This window comes from Agarivorans sp. Alg241-V36 (assembly GCF_900537085.1).
Taxonomy (GTDB): Bacteria; Pseudomonadota; Gammaproteobacteria; order Enterobacterales; family Celerinatantimonadaceae; genus Agarivorans.
Window position 1 is genome coordinate 116746 of the sequence record NZ_UNRE01000003.1, and the last position, 22678, is coordinate 139423.

General features: G+C 45.7%; 21 protein-coding genes. 14 read left to right on the forward strand and 7 right to left on the reverse strand.

Translation table 11 applies throughout. The features are described 5' to 3' along the window. Positions 1 to 26 precede the first annotated feature (26 nt). Complete coding sequence (locus G6R11_RS07935; protein ID WP_163132543.1) at positions 27 to 1745, reverse strand: carbohydrate-binding module family 20 domain-containing protein; 1719 nt, start codon at positions 1743 to 1745, stop codon at positions 27 to 29. Between the two features lie 987 nt (positions 1746 to 2732). Between G6R11_RS07935 and G6R11_RS07940 the strand changes: the two genes are divergently transcribed. Both G6R11_RS07940 and G6R11_RS07945 read left to right on the forward strand, forming a co-directional pair. Beyond that, positions 2733 to 4160, forward strand: coding sequence for a YcjX family protein (locus G6R11_RS07940; RefSeq protein ID WP_163132544.1), 1428 nt, complete (start codon positions 2733 to 2735; stop codon positions 4158 to 4160). Continuing rightward, positions 4157 to 5191, forward strand: a complete 1035-nt coding sequence (locus G6R11_RS07945; RefSeq protein WP_163132545.1) for a YcjF family protein — start codon at positions 4157 to 4159, stop codon at positions 5189 to 5191. Before G6R11_RS07940 ends, G6R11_RS07945 begins: the two co-directional genes overlap by 4 nt. A gap of 68 nt (positions 5192 to 5259) precedes the next feature. On the opposite strand, the gene G6R11_RS07950 is transcribed toward G6R11_RS07945, so the two are convergent. The 3 genes from G6R11_RS07950 to G6R11_RS07965 all read right to left on the reverse strand — a co-directional run bounded on the left by G6R11_RS07950 (position 5260) and on the right by G6R11_RS07965 (position 8933). After that, the gene (locus G6R11_RS07950) at positions 5260 to 6945 is read right to left on the reverse strand and encodes an alpha-amylase family glycosyl hydrolase (protein ID WP_163132546.1); all 1686 of its coding nucleotides are present in this window, start codon (positions 6943 to 6945) and stop codon (positions 5260 to 5262) included. Positions 6946 to 7060: 115 nt separating this feature from the next. Then, positions 7061 to 8401 (reverse strand): GNAT family N-acetyltransferase, encoded by a 1341-nt coding sequence (locus G6R11_RS21770; RefSeq protein WP_240352425.1) that lies wholly within the window; start codon positions 8399 to 8401, stop codon positions 7061 to 7063. 43 nt (positions 8402 to 8444) lie between these two features. Further along, positions 8445 to 8933, reverse strand: a complete 489-nt coding sequence (locus G6R11_RS07965; RefSeq protein ID WP_163132547.1) for a GNAT family N-acetyltransferase — start codon at positions 8931 to 8933, stop codon at positions 8445 to 8447. A gap of 347 nt (positions 8934 to 9280) precedes the next feature. Between G6R11_RS07965 and yidA the strand changes: the two genes are divergently transcribed. The 3 genes from yidA (at position 9281) to G6R11_RS07980 (ending at position 11567) form a co-directional block, all read left to right on the forward strand. Beyond that, complete coding sequence (yidA, locus tag G6R11_RS07970; protein ID WP_163132548.1) at positions 9281 to 10105, forward strand: sugar-phosphatase; 825 nt, start codon at positions 9281 to 9283, stop codon at positions 10103 to 10105. 330 nt (positions 10106 to 10435) lie between these two features. After that, the gene (locus G6R11_RS07975) at positions 10436 to 10726 is read left to right on the forward strand and encodes a hypothetical protein (RefSeq protein ID WP_163132549.1); all 291 of its coding nucleotides are present in this window, start codon (positions 10436 to 10438) and stop codon (positions 10724 to 10726) included. Between the two features lie 265 nt (positions 10727 to 10991). Continuing rightward, the gene (locus G6R11_RS07980) at positions 10992 to 11567 is read left to right on the forward strand and encodes a MalM family protein (RefSeq protein ID WP_163132550.1); all 576 of its coding nucleotides are present in this window, start codon (positions 10992 to 10994) and stop codon (positions 11565 to 11567) included. A gap of 149 nt (positions 11568 to 11716) precedes the next feature. On the opposite strand, the gene secF is transcribed toward G6R11_RS07980, so the two are convergent. The 3 genes from secF to G6R11_RS07995 form a co-directional block, all read right to left on the reverse strand. Then, on the reverse strand, positions 11717 to 12613 hold the full coding sequence (secF, locus tag G6R11_RS07985) for a protein translocase subunit SecF (protein WP_205472741.1): 897 nt from the start codon (positions 12611 to 12613) through the stop codon (positions 11717 to 11719). An 8-nt stretch (positions 12614 to 12621) separates the two neighbouring features. Continuing rightward, complete coding sequence (gene secD / locus G6R11_RS07990; RefSeq protein WP_163132552.1) at positions 12622 to 14475, reverse strand: protein translocase subunit SecD; 1854 nt, start codon at positions 14473 to 14475, stop codon at positions 12622 to 12624. 104 nt (positions 14476 to 14579) lie between these two features. Then, on the reverse strand, positions 14580 to 15041 hold the full coding sequence (locus G6R11_RS07995; protein ID WP_163132553.1) for a hypothetical protein: 462 nt from the start codon (positions 15039 to 15041) through the stop codon (positions 14580 to 14582). Between the two features lie 318 nt (positions 15042 to 15359). On the opposite strand from G6R11_RS07995, the gene phnC reads away from it, so the two are divergent. The 9 genes from phnC (at position 15360) to phnK (ending at position 22654) form a co-directional block, all read left to right on the forward strand. Further along, positions 15360 to 16184 (forward strand): phosphonate ABC transporter ATP-binding protein, encoded by an 825-nt coding sequence (gene phnC / locus G6R11_RS08000; protein ID WP_163132554.1) that lies wholly within the window; start codon positions 15360 to 15362, stop codon positions 16182 to 16184. Positions 16185 to 16210: 26 nt separating this feature from the next. Then, entirely contained in the window at positions 16211 to 17218 is a 1008-nt protein-coding gene (gene phnD, locus G6R11_RS08005; RefSeq protein ID WP_163132555.1) for a phosphonate ABC transporter substrate-binding protein, read from the forward strand. Between the two features lie 68 nt (positions 17219 to 17286). Beyond that, positions 17287 to 18075 carry a phosphonate ABC transporter, permease protein PhnE gene (phnE, locus tag G6R11_RS08010; RefSeq protein ID WP_163132556.1) on the forward strand — a complete coding sequence of 263 codons (789 nt, stop codon included), beginning with the start codon at positions 17287 to 17289 and terminating at the stop codon, positions 18073 to 18075. Positions 18076 to 18086: 11 nt separating this feature from the next. Next, complete coding sequence (phnF, locus tag G6R11_RS08015) at positions 18087 to 18785, forward strand: phosphonate metabolism transcriptional regulator PhnF (RefSeq protein WP_163132557.1); 699 nt, start codon at positions 18087 to 18089, stop codon at positions 18783 to 18785. After that, entirely contained in the window at positions 18782 to 19252 is a 471-nt protein-coding gene (gene phnG, locus G6R11_RS08020) for a phosphonate C-P lyase system protein PhnG (protein ID WP_163132558.1), read from the forward strand. Before phnF ends, phnG begins: the two co-directional genes overlap by 4 nt. Beyond that, entirely contained in the window at positions 19252 to 19851 is a 600-nt protein-coding gene (gene phnH, locus G6R11_RS08025; protein ID WP_163132559.1) for a phosphonate C-P lyase system protein PhnH, read from the forward strand. The genes phnG and phnH overlap by 1 nt, the downstream gene beginning before the upstream one ends. After that, positions 19851 to 20966 carry a carbon-phosphorus lyase complex subunit PhnI gene (locus G6R11_RS08030; RefSeq protein WP_163132560.1) on the forward strand — a complete coding sequence of 372 codons (1116 nt, stop codon included), beginning with the start codon at positions 19851 to 19853 and terminating at the stop codon, positions 20964 to 20966. Before phnH ends, G6R11_RS08030 begins: the two co-directional genes overlap by 1 nt. After that, the gene (locus G6R11_RS08035; RefSeq protein WP_163132561.1) at positions 20953 to 21834 is read left to right on the forward strand and encodes an alpha-D-ribose 1-methylphosphonate 5-phosphate C-P-lyase PhnJ; all 882 of its coding nucleotides are present in this window, start codon (positions 20953 to 20955) and stop codon (positions 21832 to 21834) included. The genes G6R11_RS08030 and G6R11_RS08035 overlap by 14 nt, the downstream gene beginning before the upstream one ends. Continuing rightward, positions 21827 to 22654 carry a phosphonate C-P lyase system protein PhnK gene (phnK, locus tag G6R11_RS08040; RefSeq protein ID WP_163132562.1) on the forward strand — a complete coding sequence of 276 codons (828 nt, stop codon included), beginning with the start codon at positions 21827 to 21829 and terminating at the stop codon, positions 22652 to 22654. Before G6R11_RS08035 ends, phnK begins: the two co-directional genes overlap by 8 nt. Positions 22655 to 22678 lie beyond the last annotated feature (24 nt).

Genomic DNA, 22678 nt, shown 5'->3' on the forward strand with positions numbered 1-22678 from the left:
CGATATGGTAATGCGACACAGCGAATTTAAAAGCTGCCCGCAGTTGATGCACCGTTCCCAGTATTCACAGCGTTATTGCCGCCAGATTGCCACTGAATCACGTTGCTAGGATCTGTTTCGTTACGAATAATACATTTCCATTCAATGTCGGTCGCCTGAGGAAGCTTGATGGTAGCACTCCAAGTTGGGTAACTTGTTGGGCTAAGTAACACTGCACTCGCTGCTTGCCAGTTACCTAAAGCTGCATTGTTACCTACTGCGTAAACGCTATCGCCCATATTGGTATAACCGTTATTACAGGTGAAGCTAACGTCCACTTCATCTGTTGGCTCAATATCTCCATCGGTTTCTGCTAGCCACATTCTTGCTGAGCCAGCTGGCACATTTACGGTGTAGTAAGAGCTATTTGCCTTAAAGCTTGAACCAGTGAATACATCAACATAGTTTTTCGCACTGTTTAAATTGCTCGCGTTAATGCTAATGTCTTTGGCGTAGCCACATTTGTTAATACCCAGTACGCCGGCATCACCGCGGCGTAAAACAATGGCACATTGGTCGGTATACAATACTTCTTCATCTGCACCCTGAACGCCATTGTGAAACTTAACCATGGCTTTAAGGTTGTCTTGCTTGTAATCATTTACCCAACGGCCATTATCCACACCTGTTGCGTCACTAAACACCATTGGAACACCCTCTTGGCGACCCATAATATAAGCGTAGGCAAGGTGCTCATTAGCTTCGCTCATAATCTGATAACGGAAGCCGTCATTACTTGGGATGTCGTGGGTAATGGTAAAGGTAAGTGCACGAATACCATCAATTGCTCCGCCCCAAGATTTAGGGTTAGCTAAGGCTTCTAAACTGCCGTTAACATCAAAGGCATCACGTAATGTTTTTAGTAGTGGGAAGTCGTAGGCACTGTGCGAGGTTTCACGGAGGTAAGGTTCTAAGAAGGTATCGTAATCAGCATTACCTGCTCCAGCACCAGTGATAATCTCACCAAATAAATACATATCTTGTTTGATGTTAGCGTCGAACACTTGGTTGATATGCCAAGTCGTCATGTGTTTGGCAGCATCAATTCGAAAACCAGTAACACCCATGTTTTTAATGGCTTGAACATAGCTTTTTTGCTGTGCACGAACCCAGTCATTAGGATCTAAATCAGGTAAGCCGGGGTCGCCATTACCACCACAGATACGGCCATTCATTGACTCCCATACATCTGTCCAGTTGGTGATACAGAACCCAGCATGAAAATCACCAGGAGAAAACAAGTTGTTACTCAAGTCACCAAAAAGCTGTTGTCGATTCCAGTAATCACTGTTACTTGCATAGTCGTTAAGCGTGTCATTACCAGGGAAGTAAGTAGAGTTGCCTCGCTCATTCGCCATTTGATTAATCACGATGTCAGCATAGGTATTTACGCCATGTGCTTTCAAGGCATTAATCATGTTTTGAAAGTCTTCTTTATTGCCGCGGTTATTATCGATAACACGATAGTCCTGCGGCTGATAGCGCGCCCACCATTGGGTATTGCTGCTATCCGATTTTAGCGGCGGAGCCACCAATACATTTGTGTAACCAATATCTGCAATTTCAGCAGCCTTTTCGGCAACTTCTGAATATCGCCAATCAAAGGCATGTAAAATAACATCGGCACTGGCCAGCTGTGAAAATACAGCTAATGAAGTACCTAATAGGCACGTATTTATTGCATCCGCTTTAGTTTTGTATTTCATTATTAGTAAATCCTTTCCCATGATTACTATATTTAATGAACACAAAGACCAATTTATAGAATTAAATTATGTTGTTACAGCATCGTTTAAAACAGTGGGAGCAATCAATACACTATTTCCTAGCTCTAAATTTTACTTGTTACTTATAAGTGAACAACAAAAACTGTTCAGTAATCTTGTTTAGAAGCTAAGACATAAAACCTGCATTGCGGAGATCTCCACTATTTTATCGCTGCATCACTGGTCCTTGTGGCTAAGTGAGAGTTTATAACTCTTTGCGTTTACTGCCTTATCGATACCGACAACATCAACAAAACATCAACTTCAGGTAATTTACTCACATATCAGAGTGTGTCAACGACGAGGAAAAGAGATATTCTAAAGTGTGACACAAGTGCTTATTACAGCTGGAAGTTATTTGATGTTACCTAAGGTTAAATCAGCAAATAAATTAAAAATAAAGCTTTTACTGCTTATTTAATAAGGTTACTAATACAATACTTTAAAATGTATAAGTATTTTCAAGCGCTAATTACTTTCTTTTTTAAACTTAAACGCCTTATTCCCACCTTTATTTATCTTCGCTATCAAATTAAATCAGTAAGGTGCGGTCAAAAGGCTAGCGAGGAAACCGCACTAGACGCTAAGCATCCCTTAGATGAACAAAGTTTAATCTTGGCACCAGCCAAACTTTGTTACATTAGGACCTAGGCAAAAACCAATTACAGCCAGAGGATTACCTCTTAGCTTGAATAATGCACAATACGCCCTGATATTATTAAGGTCTGTTGGTGTTTTGAGCTCTTTTTTACAGCACTTAGCTGGACTACTTGTACGAGACAAAGGCTTTTAGGCGCAGCTAGCCAACATGAGAAGCCAGTAGCGCTGTAGCAATGAGCCTAAAACGATGTTCCCTAGAACAAAAAGTTCCACCGAGAAAGGCTAACAGGCCCTCGTGTTCACCCATAAAAGGTTGCAGTTTCATTAATGAATTTATCTCGACTATCTAGCGTTAAAACTAAAGCCGATGACCTAGCTAAGCTAACTATGGATAAGCATATGCGTTTAGCAGTAACGGGCTTAAGTGGCGCAGGTAAAACCGCCTTTATCACTTCTTTAGTCAATCAATTGTTATTGGGTGCAGAAAACCATCAACTCCCCTTATGGAAGTTAGCCCGTGAGCATCGGTTTTTAGGTGCTAAGCGCACTCAGCAGCCTCACTTACATGTAGCTAGTTTTGATTATCAAGGTGGAATGGATGCACTGCAAAGCCAGCCACCACGCTGGCCTTCGCCTACTCATGGGGTGAGTGAAATACGCCTTAAGTTGCGATACACCCCACAATCAATGCTGTGGAGAAAGCTAAACCACACCGCCACGCTTAACCTAGACATTGTTGACTACCCGGGCGAGTGGCTACTCGATCTGCCCCTGCTCGAGCAAAGCTATGCGCAGTGGTGCGAACATATAGAAAGCAGTTTAAGGGATTCGCGTAAAGCTGAACTCGCCACAACTTGGCAAGACATGGTGCAACAATTAGATATTCATAGCACTGCCGACGAAAATCGCATGGCCGACATTGCCAGCACTTACACCGACTACTTGCACCAATGCAAACAGAAATTAGGCATGCACCACATTCAACCAGGTCGATTTGTACTACCTGGTGAACTGGCCGGTGCGCCAGTGTTGGCATTTTTCCCACTACCAGTAGCGCTGGCAAAAAGCCCAAGCAAGGATAAAAAACAACGTAAGCAATCCTACTTAGGCTTGTTGGAGCAACGCTTCGAGTACTACAAAGAACATGTTGTGAAGCAGTTTTACCAACAGCACTTTATTAAATTTGACCGACAAATCGTATTGGTAGATTGCTTAAGCCCGCTCAACAGCGGCCACGATAGTTTTTGCGATATGCAGCTAGCAGTAAACCAAATACTGCACAGCTTTAACTACGGAAAAACCAGTTTACTGCGCCGTTTATTTGCTCCCAAAATCGACAAGCTGCTGTTTGCCGCCACTAAAGCCGACCACGTGAGCAACGATCAACACAACAACTTAGTACAATTGCTAAGTGAAGTGGTTGCCGAAGGCAAACGCCATGTGAAGTTTGAGGGGATTACTACCGACACAATGGCCTTAGCCTCAATCAAAGCCACCCAAAGTGGTAAAGCCCAACTCAAGGGCGAAAGCATTTCGGCGATTAAAGGCATTTTGCAAAGCGACGTAGAAACTCAGCAGCAAACCACTTTGTTTCCAGGAGAAGTGCCTAGCCAGTTACCCAAGCAAGATTTTTGGCAGCAACAAGGCTTCGAGTTTAGTCCTTTTCAAGCGCCAAGCACCAGCCCTTATCAAGCTCTACCTCATAACCGTATCGACCAAGCGATTGAGTTTTTGCTAGGAGATAAATTTAAATGAATACCCCAATTAAGCAGCGCCAAGTACTGCAAACCGAAGTTAAGCCAAATGAACAAGCAGTTGAGACGCAAGCCGAACCTGCGCCGTTGGCGAGCAAACAAGTACTCGATGACGAGCTCAACTGGCAACAAGACAACACTCAAGAGCAGTTAGAATCACTAGACATTGAACTACAGCCTAAAAAAGCCAGCCCTTGGTTAAAGTATGGCATTAGTGCTGCGCTAATTATCGCCTTTGGCGAAATGGCACTAAGTCTGAGTGAGCTTTGGCAAAGCTCGCCAACTCGCGCGGCTATTTATAGCGCGGTACTAGCCAGCATTGTAATAGGTTTAGGGGCAATAAGTTTTAGAGAGCTAGCCAAACTACGTCGCTTAAAGCACTACCAAAAAGAACATCAAATGGGCGCACAGCTACTAGAACAAACCAGCGACGATAACAGCAAAGCCCATGATTACTGCGAAAAACTGGCGAAATTACAAGGCTTAAGCGACAGCCAAGAATACTTGAACTGGAAGAACTGGCTAAGTGACAGCCATACCAGTCAAGAAATAGTGAGTTTGTATAGCGAAACGGTACTCAGCCCTTTAGATAATCGCGCCAAACAAGTTATTAGCAAATGGTCGAGCGAAGCGGCGGTACTGGTTGCAATAAGCCCCTTAGCATTGGTGGATATGCTGATTATCTTTTGGCGCAACATTAAAATGATTGAAGCCGTAGCCAAAATCTATGGCATAGAGCTCGGTTACTTAAGCCGAATTAGGCTTATCAAACGAGTATTCTCTAATATGATTTACGCAGCGGCTAGCGAAGTTGTCGCCGATGTAGGCAGCGACCTATTGGGCGCAGAACTCACTGCTAAGTTATCAGCCAAAGCTGCACAGGGCATCGGCGCTGGGTTATTAACAGCCCGCTTAGGTTTCAAAACCATGGAACAAGTAAGACCTATTCCATGGACCTTAAACAACAAGCCTAAAACTCAACAACTAAAAGGCATACTGTTAGAGAAGGTGAAGCAGAAGCTAAAAGGCTAAGCAAAGTTGGTTAAGCAGGCCATTAGCTAAATGGCCTTGTTCCTCTTATCACCAACATAAACACTTAGCTATTTCAGCCTTAAAGAAAACACTTCAACACTATAAGCTGGCAGCGTTAACTCAAGTTCTTGCTCAGTCACTTGTTCACTTACCTTAAGGCCACTAAGCAACTCCTTGCCTAGTTGGACTTGCTTATTAGCCACACTGGTTCCCGCTAATTTTACCCCAGCTACTACCTCTTCATCGCTAAGGTTTACCACCACTAACAGGGTTTCATCGCTGTGTTTACGTAAAAATGCAATCGAATGGCGACTGCTATTGCCAGTGGTTTTAAGCAACTCGAACTCTCCGCTAGCTAATGCCGGGTGCTGATTTCTCAGAGCGATTACCTTTTGGTAATGCTTTAGCATCGAATCAGGATCTTCGACTTGCTGAGCAACATTAAATTGCGGATAGTCGGGATTTACATTTCGCCAGGTAGTTCCTGTGGTAAATCCGGCATTTTCAGTGTTATCCCATTGCATTGGAATACGCGCGACCGCGTCATCCCAAGGCACTAAGGAGCGCTCAATAACCGTCATACCAATCTCTTCGCCATAATAGACAAAAGGGATCCCAGGGCCTGTAAGCATTAGGCTAGCGGCCAACTTCGCCTTATCAAGGTTGCCTTTCATCGCAGTGGCGGTGCGCTCCCCAGCAAAGGGATCATGATTTGACAATAAAGTGGCAAAGTTAGCGCCAGCTGGCGCGCTGTTCGCCATGGTCAGGTAGGCTTGAACTCCCCGCTTGCTGCTTTTTATCACGCCATAAATTAGCTTTTGGCTGCACTTAAAACAAAAGGCAGAGTGAAACTCATTGCTGCCATCCCCCATGTACATATCGCCGGTGAACGGAGCCTCAGCAACGATAAACGCCTTGGGATATTGGTTAATTAGCTGCCTAAATTCCTTATAGAAAAGGTGGTTGTCTGGCTGGTTTTCTTGAGCCCCATTGCCATTTTCAATTAGGTGACTAGCAGCATCTACCCGAAATCCATCTACCCCCATATTAAGCCAAAGCTTTGCGCTGTCTTTCATATAGGCAACCACTTCTTGGTTACGGAAGTTCCAATCGGGTAAAAAGTCGAAAAACAAGCCGTAGTAGTAACCATGTTCTGAAGGGTGCCACACTGTGGCAGAACGATCCCAAGGGCGGCCCCAGCCTAGATCAGAATCTGCCCATATAAACCAATCTCTATATTTGCTATTGGGATTACTTACCGCATCCTGAAAAATAGGATTAGCACTGCTGCTATGATTGACCACTAAATCCATGATTACGCCAATGCCACGCTGGTGTGCTTCATCAACTAGTTGCTGAAAATCTTCCATGCTGCCGTAATCTTGCTCAATGGCTCTGATGTTTTTCACATCGTAGCCGTTAGTGTTAAATTCGCTTTCTGTCACTGGCATTAACCAAAGGCCTGTTATCCCCAACTCTTGTAAATAGTCCAGCTTGCTAATTAAACCTTGAATGTCTCCATGCCCGTCGCCTGAAGAGTCGTAATAAGCACGCACAAACACTTCATAGAATACGGCGCTTTCCCACCAACGCTCCGGCAGACTGCTACTTGGAGGCTTAACTTCAATCTGTTCTTTATAGGCGTTTGGATCATTGACCTTGTTTAATGCGACAGATTCAGATTCTGGTTGACTGGTTGAAGAGCAGGCAGCCGCAAAAGCCGCCAGCATAAAACAGATTATTACGTTTCTCACAATCCCTTCCTTGCAGTTATCACTTTTATAGTTATGTTTTTTCGAAACTATAAAAGTAATAGATTTAAATCAGCTGGATTGGAAGTTTAAGCATCAATTATTGTGCGCTTTGTAATTAAGCGAGTGCCTTAATAAACAAAAACTGAGGGTGTTCACTTAAACGCTGAAAATGCTCTGGCGAGAGCGTTTTTAAGGCTTCACTAGGTTTGCCTTCGTTTAACTCGGCTAGCAGCATTCCGTTGTTGGTAATGGCACCAATTAAGGCAGAAAGCGGCCTGCGGTAAAAGCTCACCTTAACTGGCTTACCTACGGTGTCCCACTGCTCTGTAATGAGCTCGGTGTTAAAGTATTTGCCACTAGAGCTGGCCTCAATATCAACCATCGGGTGATGGGTAGAAAATACAAACTGCCCGCCACTCACTAGCACCCGTTTCACGTCAGTAAATAAGGGGTTAAGATCTTCCAAGTAATGCAACATTAGCGGGCAAATAACCATGTCATAGCTGGCGTCACTTTCTTCAGGTAAACCCGTGCCTAGGTCTTGCTGATAACAGCGAACTTTTCCTGCTAGCTTTTGATTGACCAGCTCAATCATTTCAGCTGAACCGTCTATGGCAGTTACCACTGCGCCTTCTGCTAGCAAGTATTCGGCGTAAACCCCAGATCCACAACCTAAATCAAGCACACGCTTGCCCTGTAAGTCACCTAACATAGCTTGCAGAGATGGCCTCTCATAATGGGCATTAAACACATTGTCGCGAATTGCCAAGTCGTATTCATTCGCATAGGTGGAATACATGGGCGCCTTTTCGGCAGAGGGTTGCGTCATTGATTTATTGGCTTCTTGGTCGGTAGGCACAGTATCAAGTATGTATTCTAAAGTACTGGAACCACTAAAGCCGAGTAACCAATTAAGATAGGGGTAAGTTTCGGTTTTTACTACTTTAAACCCCTTACTAAGGTAGAGTTTTTTAGCTCGCGGATTGGTATCGATAACATCTAAACGTAGCTTGCTGAACCCCTGCGTACGCGCTTGCTCAATAATGCCATCTAGTAACATTGAGCCTAAACCTAAGCCGCGATAAGACTCGTCAACCACAATACCGTCCATCACCATAGTTTGCTGGCTAGCTTTGCGCTCAAATAAGCTAAACACTATGGCGGCCCAAGCACCTTTAAAATAGCCTAACAAATCAACTAAACCTTGCCAACCAATGCCACTGGTAAAGCCTGCTTTAGGTGTTTGAAAGCCAGCCACCGCAACCAACTTACCTTGGTCAATCACCGATAATGAATACTCTGCTTGAAAAGCCTGAGCCAATAATGTGATGCGTTGCTGTTGATCCGGCACTGCCAAGCGAAATTTTTGACCAAATGCTTGCTCATATAACTTGGCAACCTGCGCTCTTTGCTGTTCGGGCCAAGCAAGCTGAGCGCGCAACGGCGACTTATTCATCGCTAACTCCTGTAAACCTAGGGACTGTTAATTCTCTTATTAATTAGAGTGTAAGCGCCATCACCCAATCGTCCATCACATAACCTTGGCCAATGTCGGTACACTGCTCAGCCACTTTAACAAAACCCATTTTTTGATATGCCGCGATAGAGTCATGATTGTGTCGGTTTACTGTCAGCGAAATACGCTGCAACTTGAAATCCTTGGCCAATTGCTTAGTAAAGTTCATCGCTTGTTTAGCCAAACCTTGGCCTCGATGTTGAGAGTGCACATAAATTTTGCTTAAAAACAGCTGCTCTTCTTGTCGCTGCACACCTAAGTAGCCAGCGTATTTCCCTTCAGATTCAATGAAATAGTATGAGTAATCTTCCGCCGCTATTTGTTGCTTGATGCGCGTTGCAGAATGAAAGGTAGCCAGCATGTACTTCACTTGCTCTAGGCCAATAATCGGCGTGTAATGTTCTAACCATATCTCGCTGGCTAATTCGGCAAGCTGTTGAATATCATGCTGTTCTTTAATCTGGTGGAACACTGCCACCTCCTTGATGATGTCGACTATTGGCTTCCAGCTTATCACTATTAAGCGATTGCTATAGGGGCGGTTGACCTTTCGCGATTAAATTTCGTTCGAGGCAGAATCGTTTTAGGCTTCTCATGCAAGCTAGCAGCACATTAAAGCCTTTGTCTTGTATAAATAAGCCGCAAACTGTTGCAAAAATCAGCTCGAAAGATCAACAGCCCCAGAGTAGAAAGCTAAAACAAGATTGATCTAATTAGCACCAATGTCACAGTTTTGGTGTAAAATCGCCGCTCATTTATCACCAGCTCGCGCTGGGTACTTCACACGCCATTACGCACAGACTTAAGGTTTGCCCAAATATGATTAAACTTATCGCCCTAGATATGGACGGCACGCTTCTCAATGACGAGAAAAAAATTACTCCTCGTACTTATCAAGCTATTCAGCAAGCTAAGCAAGCAGATGTGAAAGTGGTACTTGCTTCAGGCCGTCCACTAGAAGGTTTGCGCCCGTATCTGGAACAACTAGAGCTAACCAGTGAGCAAGACTTTGTCATCTCATATAATGGTTCACTGGTACAGCGAGTTGGCAGCGGTGAAGTTATTCACAAAACCACACTAAGTGGTAGCGACGGTACCGAGCTAGCTAAAGTTGCAGAGCAATTAGGTGTATTCATTCACGCTTTCTCAGCAGAACATGGGCTGATTACTCAGCAGCACAATCCATGGACTGATATCGAATCATCAATTAACGGCATGGATGTAAGCGAAGTAGACTTTGCTAGCCTTCAAGCCAACGACGCTCTTACCAAAATTATGTTTGTTGCCGAAGAAAGTGTATTGGATAACGCCATTGCCAACTTACCTGCAAGCTTGCGCGAACAGTATACCGTTGTGCGCAGCGCTCCCTTCTTCTTAGAGTTTTTACATATCGAGAGCAACAAAGGTGTCGGCGTAGAGCAATTGGCGAATATTCTTGGTTTACAAGCCTCACAAGTAATGTGTGCCGGTGATGCCGACAACGACCGCCACATGCTGCAATACGCTGGTTTAGCAGTAGCCATGGGCAATGCCGACGAAGACATAAAAGCCATGGCCAACTACATTGCCCCCAGCAATAAAGAAGACGGTGTCGCTGTTGCGATAGAAGAAAACGTACTTAAAGCGCTTTGCACTGAGCAATAAAAGCTATCTTTAAGTAAACCATACAAAGGCGAGCCTCTTAATTTGAGTCTCTCCTTTTTATTTATAAAGCTACGATGTATAAACTTAGCGTATTAAAACCAGCCAAATATACTTTTTATAAAATCGAAGCGAAACAATGACTAAAATCTATAAAAACCCCGTCACAAGCCATTACAAATAAATCATAAAAATCATTAGTAGAACCTTTCCATTTTAGATGATTTAGATAAACGTTCGCTAAAGCAACACTTAAAACCCAAGCTATTGTGGTTACATTTCTCGGTGCTATATTCTCAGCTCAAATTATTAATAAATAAGGAAATTTGAATTATGAGCACAAAGAAAACCGCAGGAATAGTAGTGGCAGTTTTGGGCGTGATTTTGCTAGCTATTGGCGGCTTTAGCCTAAATGATATCGCAGTAGCAGAGCAGCAAGCTCAGGCGCTAGGCGGTTTATTTGGCGGTGCTGGAAATGACTTGTTAGGTGGTCTAGGTTTAGACGCCGCATTAGAAGCAGAAAGAAATAAAGCTTACGGCTTTATTGTATTTGGCATAGCTTCTATCTTAGGTGGATTATTCCTAGTTAAAACTTCTGGCGAAGACGCTGCAGAGCAAGCATAAATAGATAAAAATAATCACTTAACCTACAGCTATGGGTTAAGTGATTTAATAGTATACAACCGACCAAATGCGGTAGAAACAGGATTGCATTCAATGAGTTATTTCTAGTTATCAACTCACCTCGTTAAATGATTACTAAAAACATACCTATAAACATACCTATAAACAGCTATTTAAACTGTAAATCACTGCAGACTAACTGATTTTTCCCTAGTTATGTATTAAGCTGTGTACGTGTAACAATCAGCTTTTAGTAGAGGTATTAATGAACATTTTGACAAAAAAAATTAAAAAACATACCACCTTTATCTTTATTGTTTCGGCACTTATTTCACCTAGCTCCCTTGCAGAGGTGTTGCAGCAAAAACCTGTTAGCTTACCTTTTAACGAGATAGTGGATGTTAGCTCAAACCCCTCTCAAAATAAGGTCGCTGATTCCAATTTAAGTTACGAGATCCCACCTAATTCTGGTCCGGTTAAAATGACAATCGCCACGTTTATCGACAAGACCATATTTGTGCCCAACATTGCTGTTCTAGATGAACATGATTCTATAGTTGCTGAATATACATCTAAAGATTTAACCTATGTTTCAATGCAACCTAGCGATAAAGATAAGTTGACCGGAGAGTTTATTATCAACCCCTTGGCTAAAAACAATGCAATGAAGGTTGTTATTTATACTACCCAGCAGGATATTGAAGGCTTCACTGAAACGTATCCGGCATATCGCAAATTCTTAGAATCAGCGGCATTCTCTGACATTAAAATTCCTAACGAAAAAGTTCCTCATAGTAACCAAGGAACATTAGAAATTAACTTTGAGTCCGCTTATAACTAAACATTATCAGTAATAGAAACATCGTAACTCGACTTTCGTACTGCGATGTTTCTACTTTTCTATAGTCTTAACAATGACTAGGCTTTAGTTGAAAAAATACTTACTATTGATCATCACCTCTTATCTATATCCAATCAAAAGTGAAAACTTCACGGTAAGGCTTCCTCCGCCATCGGCGCTGCTTTTTTATAATGCTCTGGGCTAATACCAATAAGCTGCGGAAAGGTCACTCCCAAAGATATCGACGACCAAGTACCAAAAGCAATTCCTAAACACAGAGCAATAGCAAAGCCTTCTAAGGCAGGTCCGCCTAACAACCACAAGCTACTCACCGTTACCAAGGTGGTTCCCGAAGTAATCAAGGTTCGAGAAAAGGTTGCCCGTACCGCATCGTTAATCAGCAAGTTCGCCTCTTCATTGGGTTTGGCTTTAAACAACTCTCTGGTTCGGTCAGCGATAATAATCGAGTCATTTAGTGAATAGCCCAGCACCGCCAACACCGCCGCTAAGGTAGTAAGGTTGAACTCTATTTGGGTTAGGGCAAACATCCCCAAAACAATCACCACATCGTGAGTAAGTGCTAACAACGCCCCCAGGGCTAAACGCCACTCAAAGCGATAACTTAGATACAGCATGGTTAAGAGCAAACAAGCAAATACCGCTAAGCCGCCCTGCTCTACCATGTCTGAACCCACTTGAGGCCCAACAATGCTGCTGTTTAATACCTCAATCGAAGCACTAGAAGATTCCAACACAGAGACTAGGCTCACGATTGTGTCTTCTACTTGGTTGTAACGAAAGGTCCAGCGACCAGCTTCACTAGAGCCAATAAGCTGAACATCTTGCTGCAGTGCCTTGTCCACTATGGGCTTTATATCTGCGGCTTTTAGCTGCTGATCTAATCGTACTTCGGCCACCACACCGCCGGTAAAGTCCAAACCCCAGTTCAAACCTTTGCCTGCCAGTAAAGCAATGGCAAGTAACAACAAAATGCCGGAAATAGCCGACATGCTAAAGCGCGTACGAGTGAGTAATGAATGAGAAATCGTCATAATTAAACCCTTAGCTCTCGGCGTTGATCACGCCCCCAAACAAGATTGATGATGGCGCGAGATAAAAACACACCGGTAAACATGCTGGTTAACAGCCCCAAACCTAGAGTTACAGCAAAGCCCTGAACCGGCCCATTGCCAATGGTATATAAGGCTAGCGCCACAATCATGGTGGTGAGGTTGGCATCAAAAATTGAACTAAAAGCACTGCTAAAGCCTTTATCAATACTTTGAGCAAAGGTTCGCCCTTCCTGCATTTTGTCTTTGATGCGCTCAAAAATAAGCACATTGGTATCTACCGCCATGCCTACGGTTAATACCATGCCGGCAATGCCAGGTAAGGTGAAAACCGCTCCAGGTAGCAGCGCAATTAAGCCAAATAAACACACCATGTTGGCCAATAAAGCCAAATTAGCCACCCAGCCCATCTTGCGATACCACAGGGCGATAAAGGCCAAGGTTAAACCTAGGCCCAACGCCAATGCGGCAAAGCCATTGCTTACATTCTCGGCTCCTAAAGAGGGCCCAATAGTACGTTCTTCAATGATTGTCACTGGCGCGGTTAAGGAGCCGGCGCGCAGCAATAACGCTAACTCCTGCGCCTCTTGCATACTGCCTGCACCGGTTATGCGAAAGCGAGTTCCCAATTGCGACTGAATAGTGGCAACGCTAATCACCGTGCTTATTTGTTGGCTTTCACCTTTAGCATCTCGGCTGTATTCGCTATACACCGTCGCCATGGGGTAACCAATATTGTCGCGGCTAAACTGCGACATTGTTCTGCCGCCGCTAGCATCGAGCGAAATGCTCACCTCGGCAGCGCCCATCTCACCCATTCCGGCACGCGCGTCAATAATATGTTCGCCACTTAAGATTGCTCGGCGGTTTATCTCAAGCATTGTTCCATTTTTATCTGGAACGGTTTGGCTATTACGCGAAGCGGATTCAGCTAGGCTGTGGAATGACAAAGACGCGGTCGCACCAATCACATCCTTAGCAGCGGCGGGGTCTTGAACACCAGGCAGCTCAATTCGAATTCGGTCTAGACCTTGGCGCTGAATAGACGCTTCAGTAATTCCTAACTCAGCAATACGGCCGCGCATAATTTGCAAGTTTTGCTGTACTGTTAGGTTGCGAAGTGTGGATTTTTCCTCATCAGACAGCGACAAACTAAAAGTATTGCCGCTAGTACGGCTATCCCAATGAGCAAATTGATTGCGAATCAGTGTTCTAGCAGCAGCTAAATCTGCATCATTATGTATGCTTATCTGCACTCCGCCATCAACTAAACGGCCACGGCTTGAGCGTATTTCACGGCTGAAATCGTCGATAAGCGATTGAGCCTGTGCTTGATAAACCGGCGCCATATCAACTTCCAGCAGAAACTGCACGCCGCCTCGAAGATCTAATCCTAATGCGATGGGGCTAAAGCCCAAATCCAACAACCATTGTGGGGCTGCAGGCTCCATAGCTAAAGCAAGCGTTGTGTTATCGCTAAGCTTGCTAACTAATACCGATTTTGCGCTTGCTTGTTCACTTTGATGCTCAAGTAATACAACGGTGCGGTCTTGTTGCTGCTCGACCCGCGTAGCAGTAATACCTTGTTGCGCCAAAATGCGGTGAATCTCAGAGGCATCTACTTGCTGTCCTCGGTGGTTAATATGCAGAGCGGCATGCTCTCCGTAGAGCGACGGTAAAGCGCTAAACAACATCACCAGCAAGGTGACGGCCAGCACAAGGTATTGCCACTTGGCAAAACGGTTTATTGGCTTATGTGAATATTTTTTCAATGGAAAACTCTCCAAAAAGTAAACGGCCACACCCCAAACAGCCTTACCCCAAAAACCTTCAAGCATTTAATGAAAGGTAATCCAAGGCATAGCTGAGCATCATGCTAGGCATGAACTCTAAATTTGAGTGTGAGTTTTATTAAGGCTCAGACAGCGCTGAGCAAAGAGAGCTAAGTAGTGCGGGTATGTATATGAGAATACAGGGTGTTCGCTTCTTTCCAAGCGGATAAGCGAGAGGGAGACGAGCTAGCGTGGCCAGTCCAATGGCTTTGAGTAGGCTCTGGGTGCTGGGCTTGCGTAGCCATTGCTAACAATGGTGGCGGCAAAAACGCCACTAACAAATAGTAACTAGGGGCAATCCCTTGGTCGGCGCAATTATCGGTGCTCACTACGCGCCGAGAGATTGAAAGAAAGAATTGAGTTGATTGGGTATTTAATAGCGGCCCCGGCTCATCGGGCAAAGACTGCGATGCAGCCTGACAAGCATCAGATGAAACCGGCTCTTGTACTAAGCAGCTAATACCTACCCCAGATAGCGAATCATCGTTTGCTAGGTGCTCACCAGCGCTCACTGTGTAAGTACACACCGAGAAAATTAAGGCGATAAAAAAATGACAGCAAGCTTTAAGCAATGATTTATATACCTGTGAAAACTGCGCAGAACTATAACAGACAAACAAGCAAAGATGTTGATCTAAACACCATTACAAAAAAATAACAGAACTCTCTCATTAAGGCTGTTTAAATCGCTAAGGCAACTAACTGAAATAATTTATAAAAAGCATTTTCATCAATATATTTTCTTTAGCTTTACGCTGCACTTGTAAGCGGATTCCGTTCACTTTGCAATCAAAATGCCACAAATAAGTCACCTAATTGACATGTCTAGATAAGCTGACTGTCACATTCGAGGCCTAATTTATTGTTCAAAACAACGGCAGGATCGGCTTATGAACAATCAAGTAATCACAGTAAAACAGCTGAACAAACACTTTGAGTCAAACCACGCCCTTAAAAGCGTAAACCTCAATGTTCAGCAAGGTGAGATGGTGGCGTTGCTTGGGCCTTCTGGCTCTGGTAAATCAACCTTATTACGCCACCTCAATGGCTTGGTTAGCAGTGACAAAAACAGCAAAGGTTATATCGAAGTGCTGGGCACCCCTGTACAGAAAGATGGTAAGTTTTGCAAAACCGTTCGTAAAAGCCGCAGCCAAACCGGCTACATCTTCCAGCAGTTTAATTTAGTCTCACGCCTTAGCGTTCTGCAAAATGTATTGATTGGCGCATTAAGCGCTACACCTAGCTGGCGCAGCCTTAGCGGTCGATTCACCTTCGAGCAAAAACGCCAAGCCTTAGCCGCGTTAAAGCGCGTTGGTTTAGAGCAATTTGCCTTACAGCGTGTATCAACCTTGTCGGGTGGTCAGCAACAACGGGTGGCGATAGCTCGCGCACTGATGCAACAAGCCAAAATTATCCTTGCCGATGAACCCATTGCTTCGTTAGACCCAGAGTCATCGCGCATCGTGATGGAAATTCTCACCGACATTAATAAACAAGAAGGCATCGCAGTTGTGGTGACCTTACACCAAGTTGACTACGCCAAACGTTATTGCCCACGAGTTGTGGCGTTAAAACTTGGCGAAGTATTTTACGACGGGCCTAGTGAGCAGTTAACCGAAGCCAAACTCGCAGCCTTATATGGCTCGCAAACCGAATTAACCAACACCGAAAACCAAGACCAAGCAGTACCACAACTTTGGCCACAGATGGCCTAAACCCATTCAATAAGGAGATAGATGGCATGTTAAAGCTAATCAAGCAGACAGCCTTTGCAACCGCAGTTGTTGCGACAGCGTTCAGTTCAACCATGGTTTCAGCTGCTGAAAAAGCGATGGACACCATCAATTTTGGGATTATTTCTACCGAGTCTCAGCAAAACTTAAAAACTACTTGGACACCGTTTTTAGAAGCGATGGAAGAGAAAACAGGTTACAAAGTAAAAGCATTTTTTGCTCCAGACTACGCCGGCATCATTCAAGGCATGCGTTTCGATAAAGTAGACGTAGCTTGGTATGGCAACAAATCAGCCATGGAAGCAGTAGACCGTGCTGGCGGCGAAATTTTCGCGCAAACAGTTGATGCTACAGGTAACCCAGGTTACTGGAGCGTGTTGGTTACTCACAAAGACAGCCCGCTAAACAGCCTAGAAGATGTTATTGCCAAGCGTGGCGACCTTACCTTTGGTAACGGCGATCCAAACTCTACTTCTGGTTTCTTAGTACCTTCGTACTACGTCTTCGCTCAAAACAACATTTCAGTTTCAGACTTCAAACGCAGCATGAACTCAGGTCACGAAGCTAACGCTTTAGCCGCTGCAGCCAAGCAAGTAGATGTTGCTACGGGTAATACCGAAAACATGGACCGCCTAAAAGTAACGGCGCCAAAAAAATTCGAACAGCTAAAGGTTATTTGGAAATCACCACTTATCCCTTCAGACCCAATCGTATGGCGTAAGAACCTACCAGAAAGTGTGAAAGGCGAAGTATATGACTTCTTCATGGAGTACGGCACTTCTGGCGACGCGCAAGAACTAGCGGTATTAGAAGCACTGCAGTGGGCCCCTTTCAAAGCCTCTAGCGACCTTCAACTATTGCCTATCCGTCAATTGGTATTGTTCAAAAACCGCATCGTAACCGAGAACGACACCAAGCTATCTAAGGCCGAAAAAGCCGCTGAGCTAGCCGTAATCGACGCCCAACTTGCCGACCTAAACCGCAAGCAAAGCGCTATTACTGCAATGGCTAAATAGCCAATTATGAGCTGGGCTTATGCCCAGCTTTTTTCAAGGCAACTTATCTAGACATATTGAGAACTGAAATGAATACCGAAGCAGCCATTCTTAACCCAAACAGTAAGCCTTCATGGTTAAGCTTACTATTTTGGGCCATCGCCATCGCCGGTTTAACTTGGAGCTGGCAAGGCGCAGAAATTGCCCCAATGAAGATCTATAACGATGCTGGCAACATGGCTGAGCTAGCCAGTGATTTCTTTCCACCAGATTTTACTGACATAAATTACTACCTCGAAGAAATGCTTGTCACTCTGCACATTGCCATTTGGGGCACGATTTTCTCGATTTTTTTGTCTGTTCCTTTCGGTTTAATGTGTGCCGAAAACATGGTTCCGGCTTGGGTTTATCAACCGATGCGCCGCCTTATGGATGCCGCTCGCGCGATTAACGAAATGGTATTTGCCATGCTGTTTGTGGTTACCGTGGGTTTAGGTCCTTTTGCTGGGGTAATGGCCTTGTTCATTCACACCACTGGGGTATTAGCCAAGTTGTTCTCAGAAGCAGTAGAAGCCATCGACCCAGGCCAAGTTGAAGGCGTACGCGCCACCGGTGCTAACAAACTTGAAGAAATTGTTTACGGGGTTATCCCTCAGGTATTGCCCTTGTGGATCTCATTCTCATTGTATCGATTTGAGTCCAATGTTCGCTCGGCCACGGTAGTTGGCATGGTGGGTGCTGGCGGTATTGGCGTTATTCTCTGGGAAAGTATTCGCGGCTTTATGTTCCCCCAAACCTGCGCAGTGATGATCATTATTGTTGCCACCGTAAGCCTACTAGATTTCGCCTCGCAGCGAGTCAGAAAACTGTTTATTTAGTCGAGTTCACTATGCCGCGTTATCAAGAAATAGCCCTAAGCCTAGAGAAAGAAATTAGCCATGCTTACCAAGCAGGCCAATACTTGCCGCCAGAGCAGCGCCTTGCCGAGCGCTACAAGGTAAATCGCCACACCTTACGCCGAGCGATTGACGAGTTAGTGCTAAAAGGCTGGCTATTACGCCAACAAGGCAAGGGCGTAATGGTGCTCAGCAAGCCGGTGCGTTACCCGCTGCACTCTGGCTCTAAGTTTACCGATAACTTACTTAATGCAGGCGCCAAACCTAATAGCCGGGTACTAAGTTTTAGCCAAACTAACGCCAATCAACAGGTCGCCAATGGCTTAGGCATCGCCGTTGCCAGCCCGGTTTTGCAGCTTAAAACCTTGCGTTTCATCGACCAAATGCCGATTAGCATTGTGTTTCACCACCTGCGTTTAGGCGAGCATGAAAAGCACTTAAGCCAATATCAACAAGGCTCCTTACATAGCTTTCTTAAGCAGCATTGTCAGGTGGAGTTACGCCGCCAACACACGGTAGTGGGGGCGCAACTGGCCAACCAAGAAGATTGTGCCTGCCTGCAAATAGATGGCAGCCACCCCTTGCTCACTCTGCAAACCATTAACGTCGATCAAGCACAGCAACCCTTTGAATTTTCTATCTCCCACATTAGAGCCGAGCTAGTAGAGCTCAGCTTGGAGCATCCTCTATGAGTACCCAAAACTCCAGTTCATCAGCAGATATCGCCCAGCGTCAGCAATGGATGAGCATCTTAGCCAATGCCTCCTATCAAGAACTATCGCGTCGCTGGCAACAACTGGGTCTAGACCCTGAATGCGAGATTATTCGCCAGCCCGAAATTGGCCTAGCCAAACTACAAGGCCGCATAGGTGGCAGTGGCGAGCGCTTCAACTTCGCCGATACCACCATCACTCGCGCAGCCGTGCGCCTTAACAATGGCACCTTAGGTTACGGCTACCTGCGTGGCCGCGCCAAACAACATGCCTTGCTCAGCGCATTAATCGACGCGCTGATGCAACAAGCCGAATACGCGCATAGCCTGCAAGAAGCTGTGATTCAGCCCTTGGCAGAGTTACAGCAACAAGCTAAACAGCAGCAAGCTACGCGCGCCGCCGAATCGAAAGTAGATTTCTTCACCGTGGTTCGAGGAGAAGACTAATGCAACAAATTGAAACTGGCTTTAGCCACAGCGTACATAACGCCCAGCATTGTTTTCGACAAATTCTTAAAGCCCTAAGTGAACCGGGCCACCAAGTTGAGCTCGATAAACACCAAGGCTTCGCACCGCTAAATGCAGCCGCCAGCCAAGTAATAATGAGCTTATGTGACCAACAAACCACAGTGTATTTAAGCCCAGCACTGGGTGACTCGACCACCAGCAACATTGAACAGGCTTGGCACAACCTAAGTTTTCATAACGGTGTAATGGCAGCGACGCTTAATCAAGCCGATTTTGCGGTAGTTAGCGCCAGCGAAAACCTCAACTTTAGGCAGCTAAAAGCCGGCAGTGATGAAAGCCCAGAACATAGCTTAAGCCTAATAGTGCAAAGTACAGGTTTTAACCAAGGGCCGCGCTTTCGTCTATCAGGCCCTGGGGTAAAACAGCCACGAGAAATTCAACTAGGCGAGCTGAGTGACAGCATCATCAACTACCTGCTAAAACCTTGCCACCGCTACCCCCTGGGCATTGATTTCATGTTCTGTCATCAACAATCCCTGCTGGCAATTAGCCGCACTTCTAAGCTGGAGTTAATCTAATGTATGTAGCAGTAAAAGGCGGTGAAAAAGCCATTGCCGCAGCACATAAACTGCAAGCGGAGCGTCGCCGCGGAGATCGCGAGATTGCCGAGTTAAGTGTTGAGCAAATCAGCCAGCAGCTCAGCTTAGCCGTTGAACGCGTGATGACCGAAGGGGGTATTTATGACCGCCAATTAGCGGCTTTAGCCATTAAACAAGCCAGTGGCGACCAAATAGAAGCAATATTCTTGTTGCGCGCTTATCGCACCACACTGCCGCTGTTAGCCACTTGCGAACCCTTTGATACCAATAAGATGCAAGTGCAAAGACGCATCTCAGCCACCTACAAAGACTTACCCGGCGGGCAGCAACTAGGCCCAACTTATGACTACAGCCATCGCCTGTTAGATTTCAACCTACTGGCAGAACAGCAAGCCGATGAGCAAACGGCAGCGGCGTCTGATTCATTGGCAGATAAAACCGATGCGACCGAGAGCCAGCCCAATTGCCAAGCCTTTAGCAAAGTCTTTTCATTGCTTGAGCAACAGGGCTTAGCCCAGCCCGAACAAGATAGCGGTGAAGAGCCTGCCGATATTACTCAACAAGCCATTAGCTACCCTTGCTCTCGGGCTGCGAGGTTGCAGCAGCTTAGCCGCGGCGACGAAGGCTTTTTGCTATCGCTGGCCTACTCCACCCAACGAGGTTACGGACGTAATCACCCCTTTGCTGGCGAAATCCGCAGCGGTGAAGTGGCCCTAGAGATTTGCCCCGACGAACTCGGTTTTAAGGTCGAAATAGGCAGCATTACCCTCACCGAGTGTGAAATGGTTAATGGCTTTGTTAGCCCAGAGGATAAAGACGCCCACTTTACTCGTGGCTACGGCCTTGCCTTTGGCTTTAGCGAGCGAAAAGCCATGGCGGTTGCGCTACTCGACCGCTCTTTGCAAACCGAGCGCTATAACGAGCCCGTTGCCAGCCCCGCTCAAGATGAGGAGTTTGTGCTGGCCCACGCCGACAATGTGGAGGCAGCAGGCTTTGTTTCTCATCTTAAATTACCTCACTACGTTGATTTCCAATCGGAACTAGAACTGCTGCGCAAAATGCGCCAGACAGGAGCCAAGCATGACGAGCTTTAGCCAACAAACTGCTGCCATTGATGACGCCAACCAACAGTACAACTTTGCCTATTTAGATGAGCAAACCAAACGGATGATTCGTCGCGCCATCTTAAAGGGCGTCGCCATTCCGGGTTATCAAGTTCCTTTTGGTGGCCGCGAAATGCCCATGCCCTATGGTTGGGGAACCGGCGGCATTATGCTCAGTGCCTCGATTCTTGGTCAGCAAGATGTACTCAAAGTGATTGACCAAGGCGCCGACGACACCACCAACGCCGTATCTATTCGCCACTTTTTTAGCAAGGTGTGTGACATCGCCACCACCGAGCAAACGGAGCAGGCCAGTGTGATTCAAACTCGCCACCGCATTCCCGAGCAAGCATTAAGCAATGAGCAAATTTTGGTGTTTCAAGTGCCTATTCCCGAGCCCTTACGCTTTATTGAACCACGCGAAACCGAGACCAAGAAAATGCACGCTTTGGAAGAGTACGGTTCGATGCAAGTTAAGCTCTACGAAGACATCGTAAAGTACGGATACATTGCCACCAGCTACGCCTATCCGGTGAAAGTACATGGGCGTTACTTAATGGATCCTTCACCGATCCCTAAGTTTGATAACCCCAAATTACACCAGTCTGAAGCCTTGATGATTTTTGGTGCTGGCCGAGAAAAACGCATTTACTGCATTCCGCCCTACACTGATGTACACAGCCTCGATTTTGAAGATCACCCTTTCAGCATTCAGCAATGGGACGAGCCTTGCGCCCTATGCGGCAGTCACAACACCTTCCTCGATGAAGTGCTTATCGACGACCAAGGGCAACGCATGTTCATTTGCTCAGACACCGATTACTGCCAGAAGCAGCAAGCAGGAGCTAATCATGACTAATCTCGCTAGCCAAGTTGCGCCAAGCAAGCCTGTTACCTTTAGTCAGGCAGACCAAGCCTTATTAGAGGCACAAGACCTCAGCATGTTATATGCGCCCGGCAAGGGTTTTGAAGGTGTTGATTTAAGCCTTTACCCAGGAGAAGTATTGGCCATTGTTGGCGAATCAGGCTCTGGCAAAACCACTCTGCTAAAAACCTTATCTGGCCGCTTAGCCCCGCAAAGCGGCAGCGTGAATTACAGCTTAGAAGACGGAAAAACCGCCGCGCTTTATCAGATTAGCGAAGCCGAACGCCGCAGCTTAATTAGAGCTAACTTCGGCATTGTGCATCAACACCCCATGGATGGGCTGCGCCCAAGAGTATCGGCTGGCGGCAATATTGGTGAGCGGCTAATGGAAAATGGCTGGCGTAACTACCAGCAAATTCGCGAACAAGCGCTAACTTGGCTTAAAGCGGTGGAAATAGACCCAAGCCGCATCGACGATATGCCGCTTACATTTTCTGGCGGCATGCAGCAGCGCCTACAAATTGCCCGCAACTTAGTCACGCATCCCAAGTTGGTGTTTATGGACGAACCCACCGGCGGTTTAGACGTATCGGTGCAAGCGCGCCTATTAGATTTAATTCGCAATTTAGTCACCGAACTGCAACTCGCGGTGGTTATTGTTACTCACGATCTTGCAGTAGCAAGGTTGCTGGCGCACCGAATTATGGTGATGAAACAAGGCCAAGTGGTAGAAAGCGGATTAACCGATAGGGTGCTAGATGACCCGCGTCATCCCTATACCCAATTGCTGGTTTCATCGGTTCTTCAACAATAATCGCCTAGCTTACAAGGAGTCATC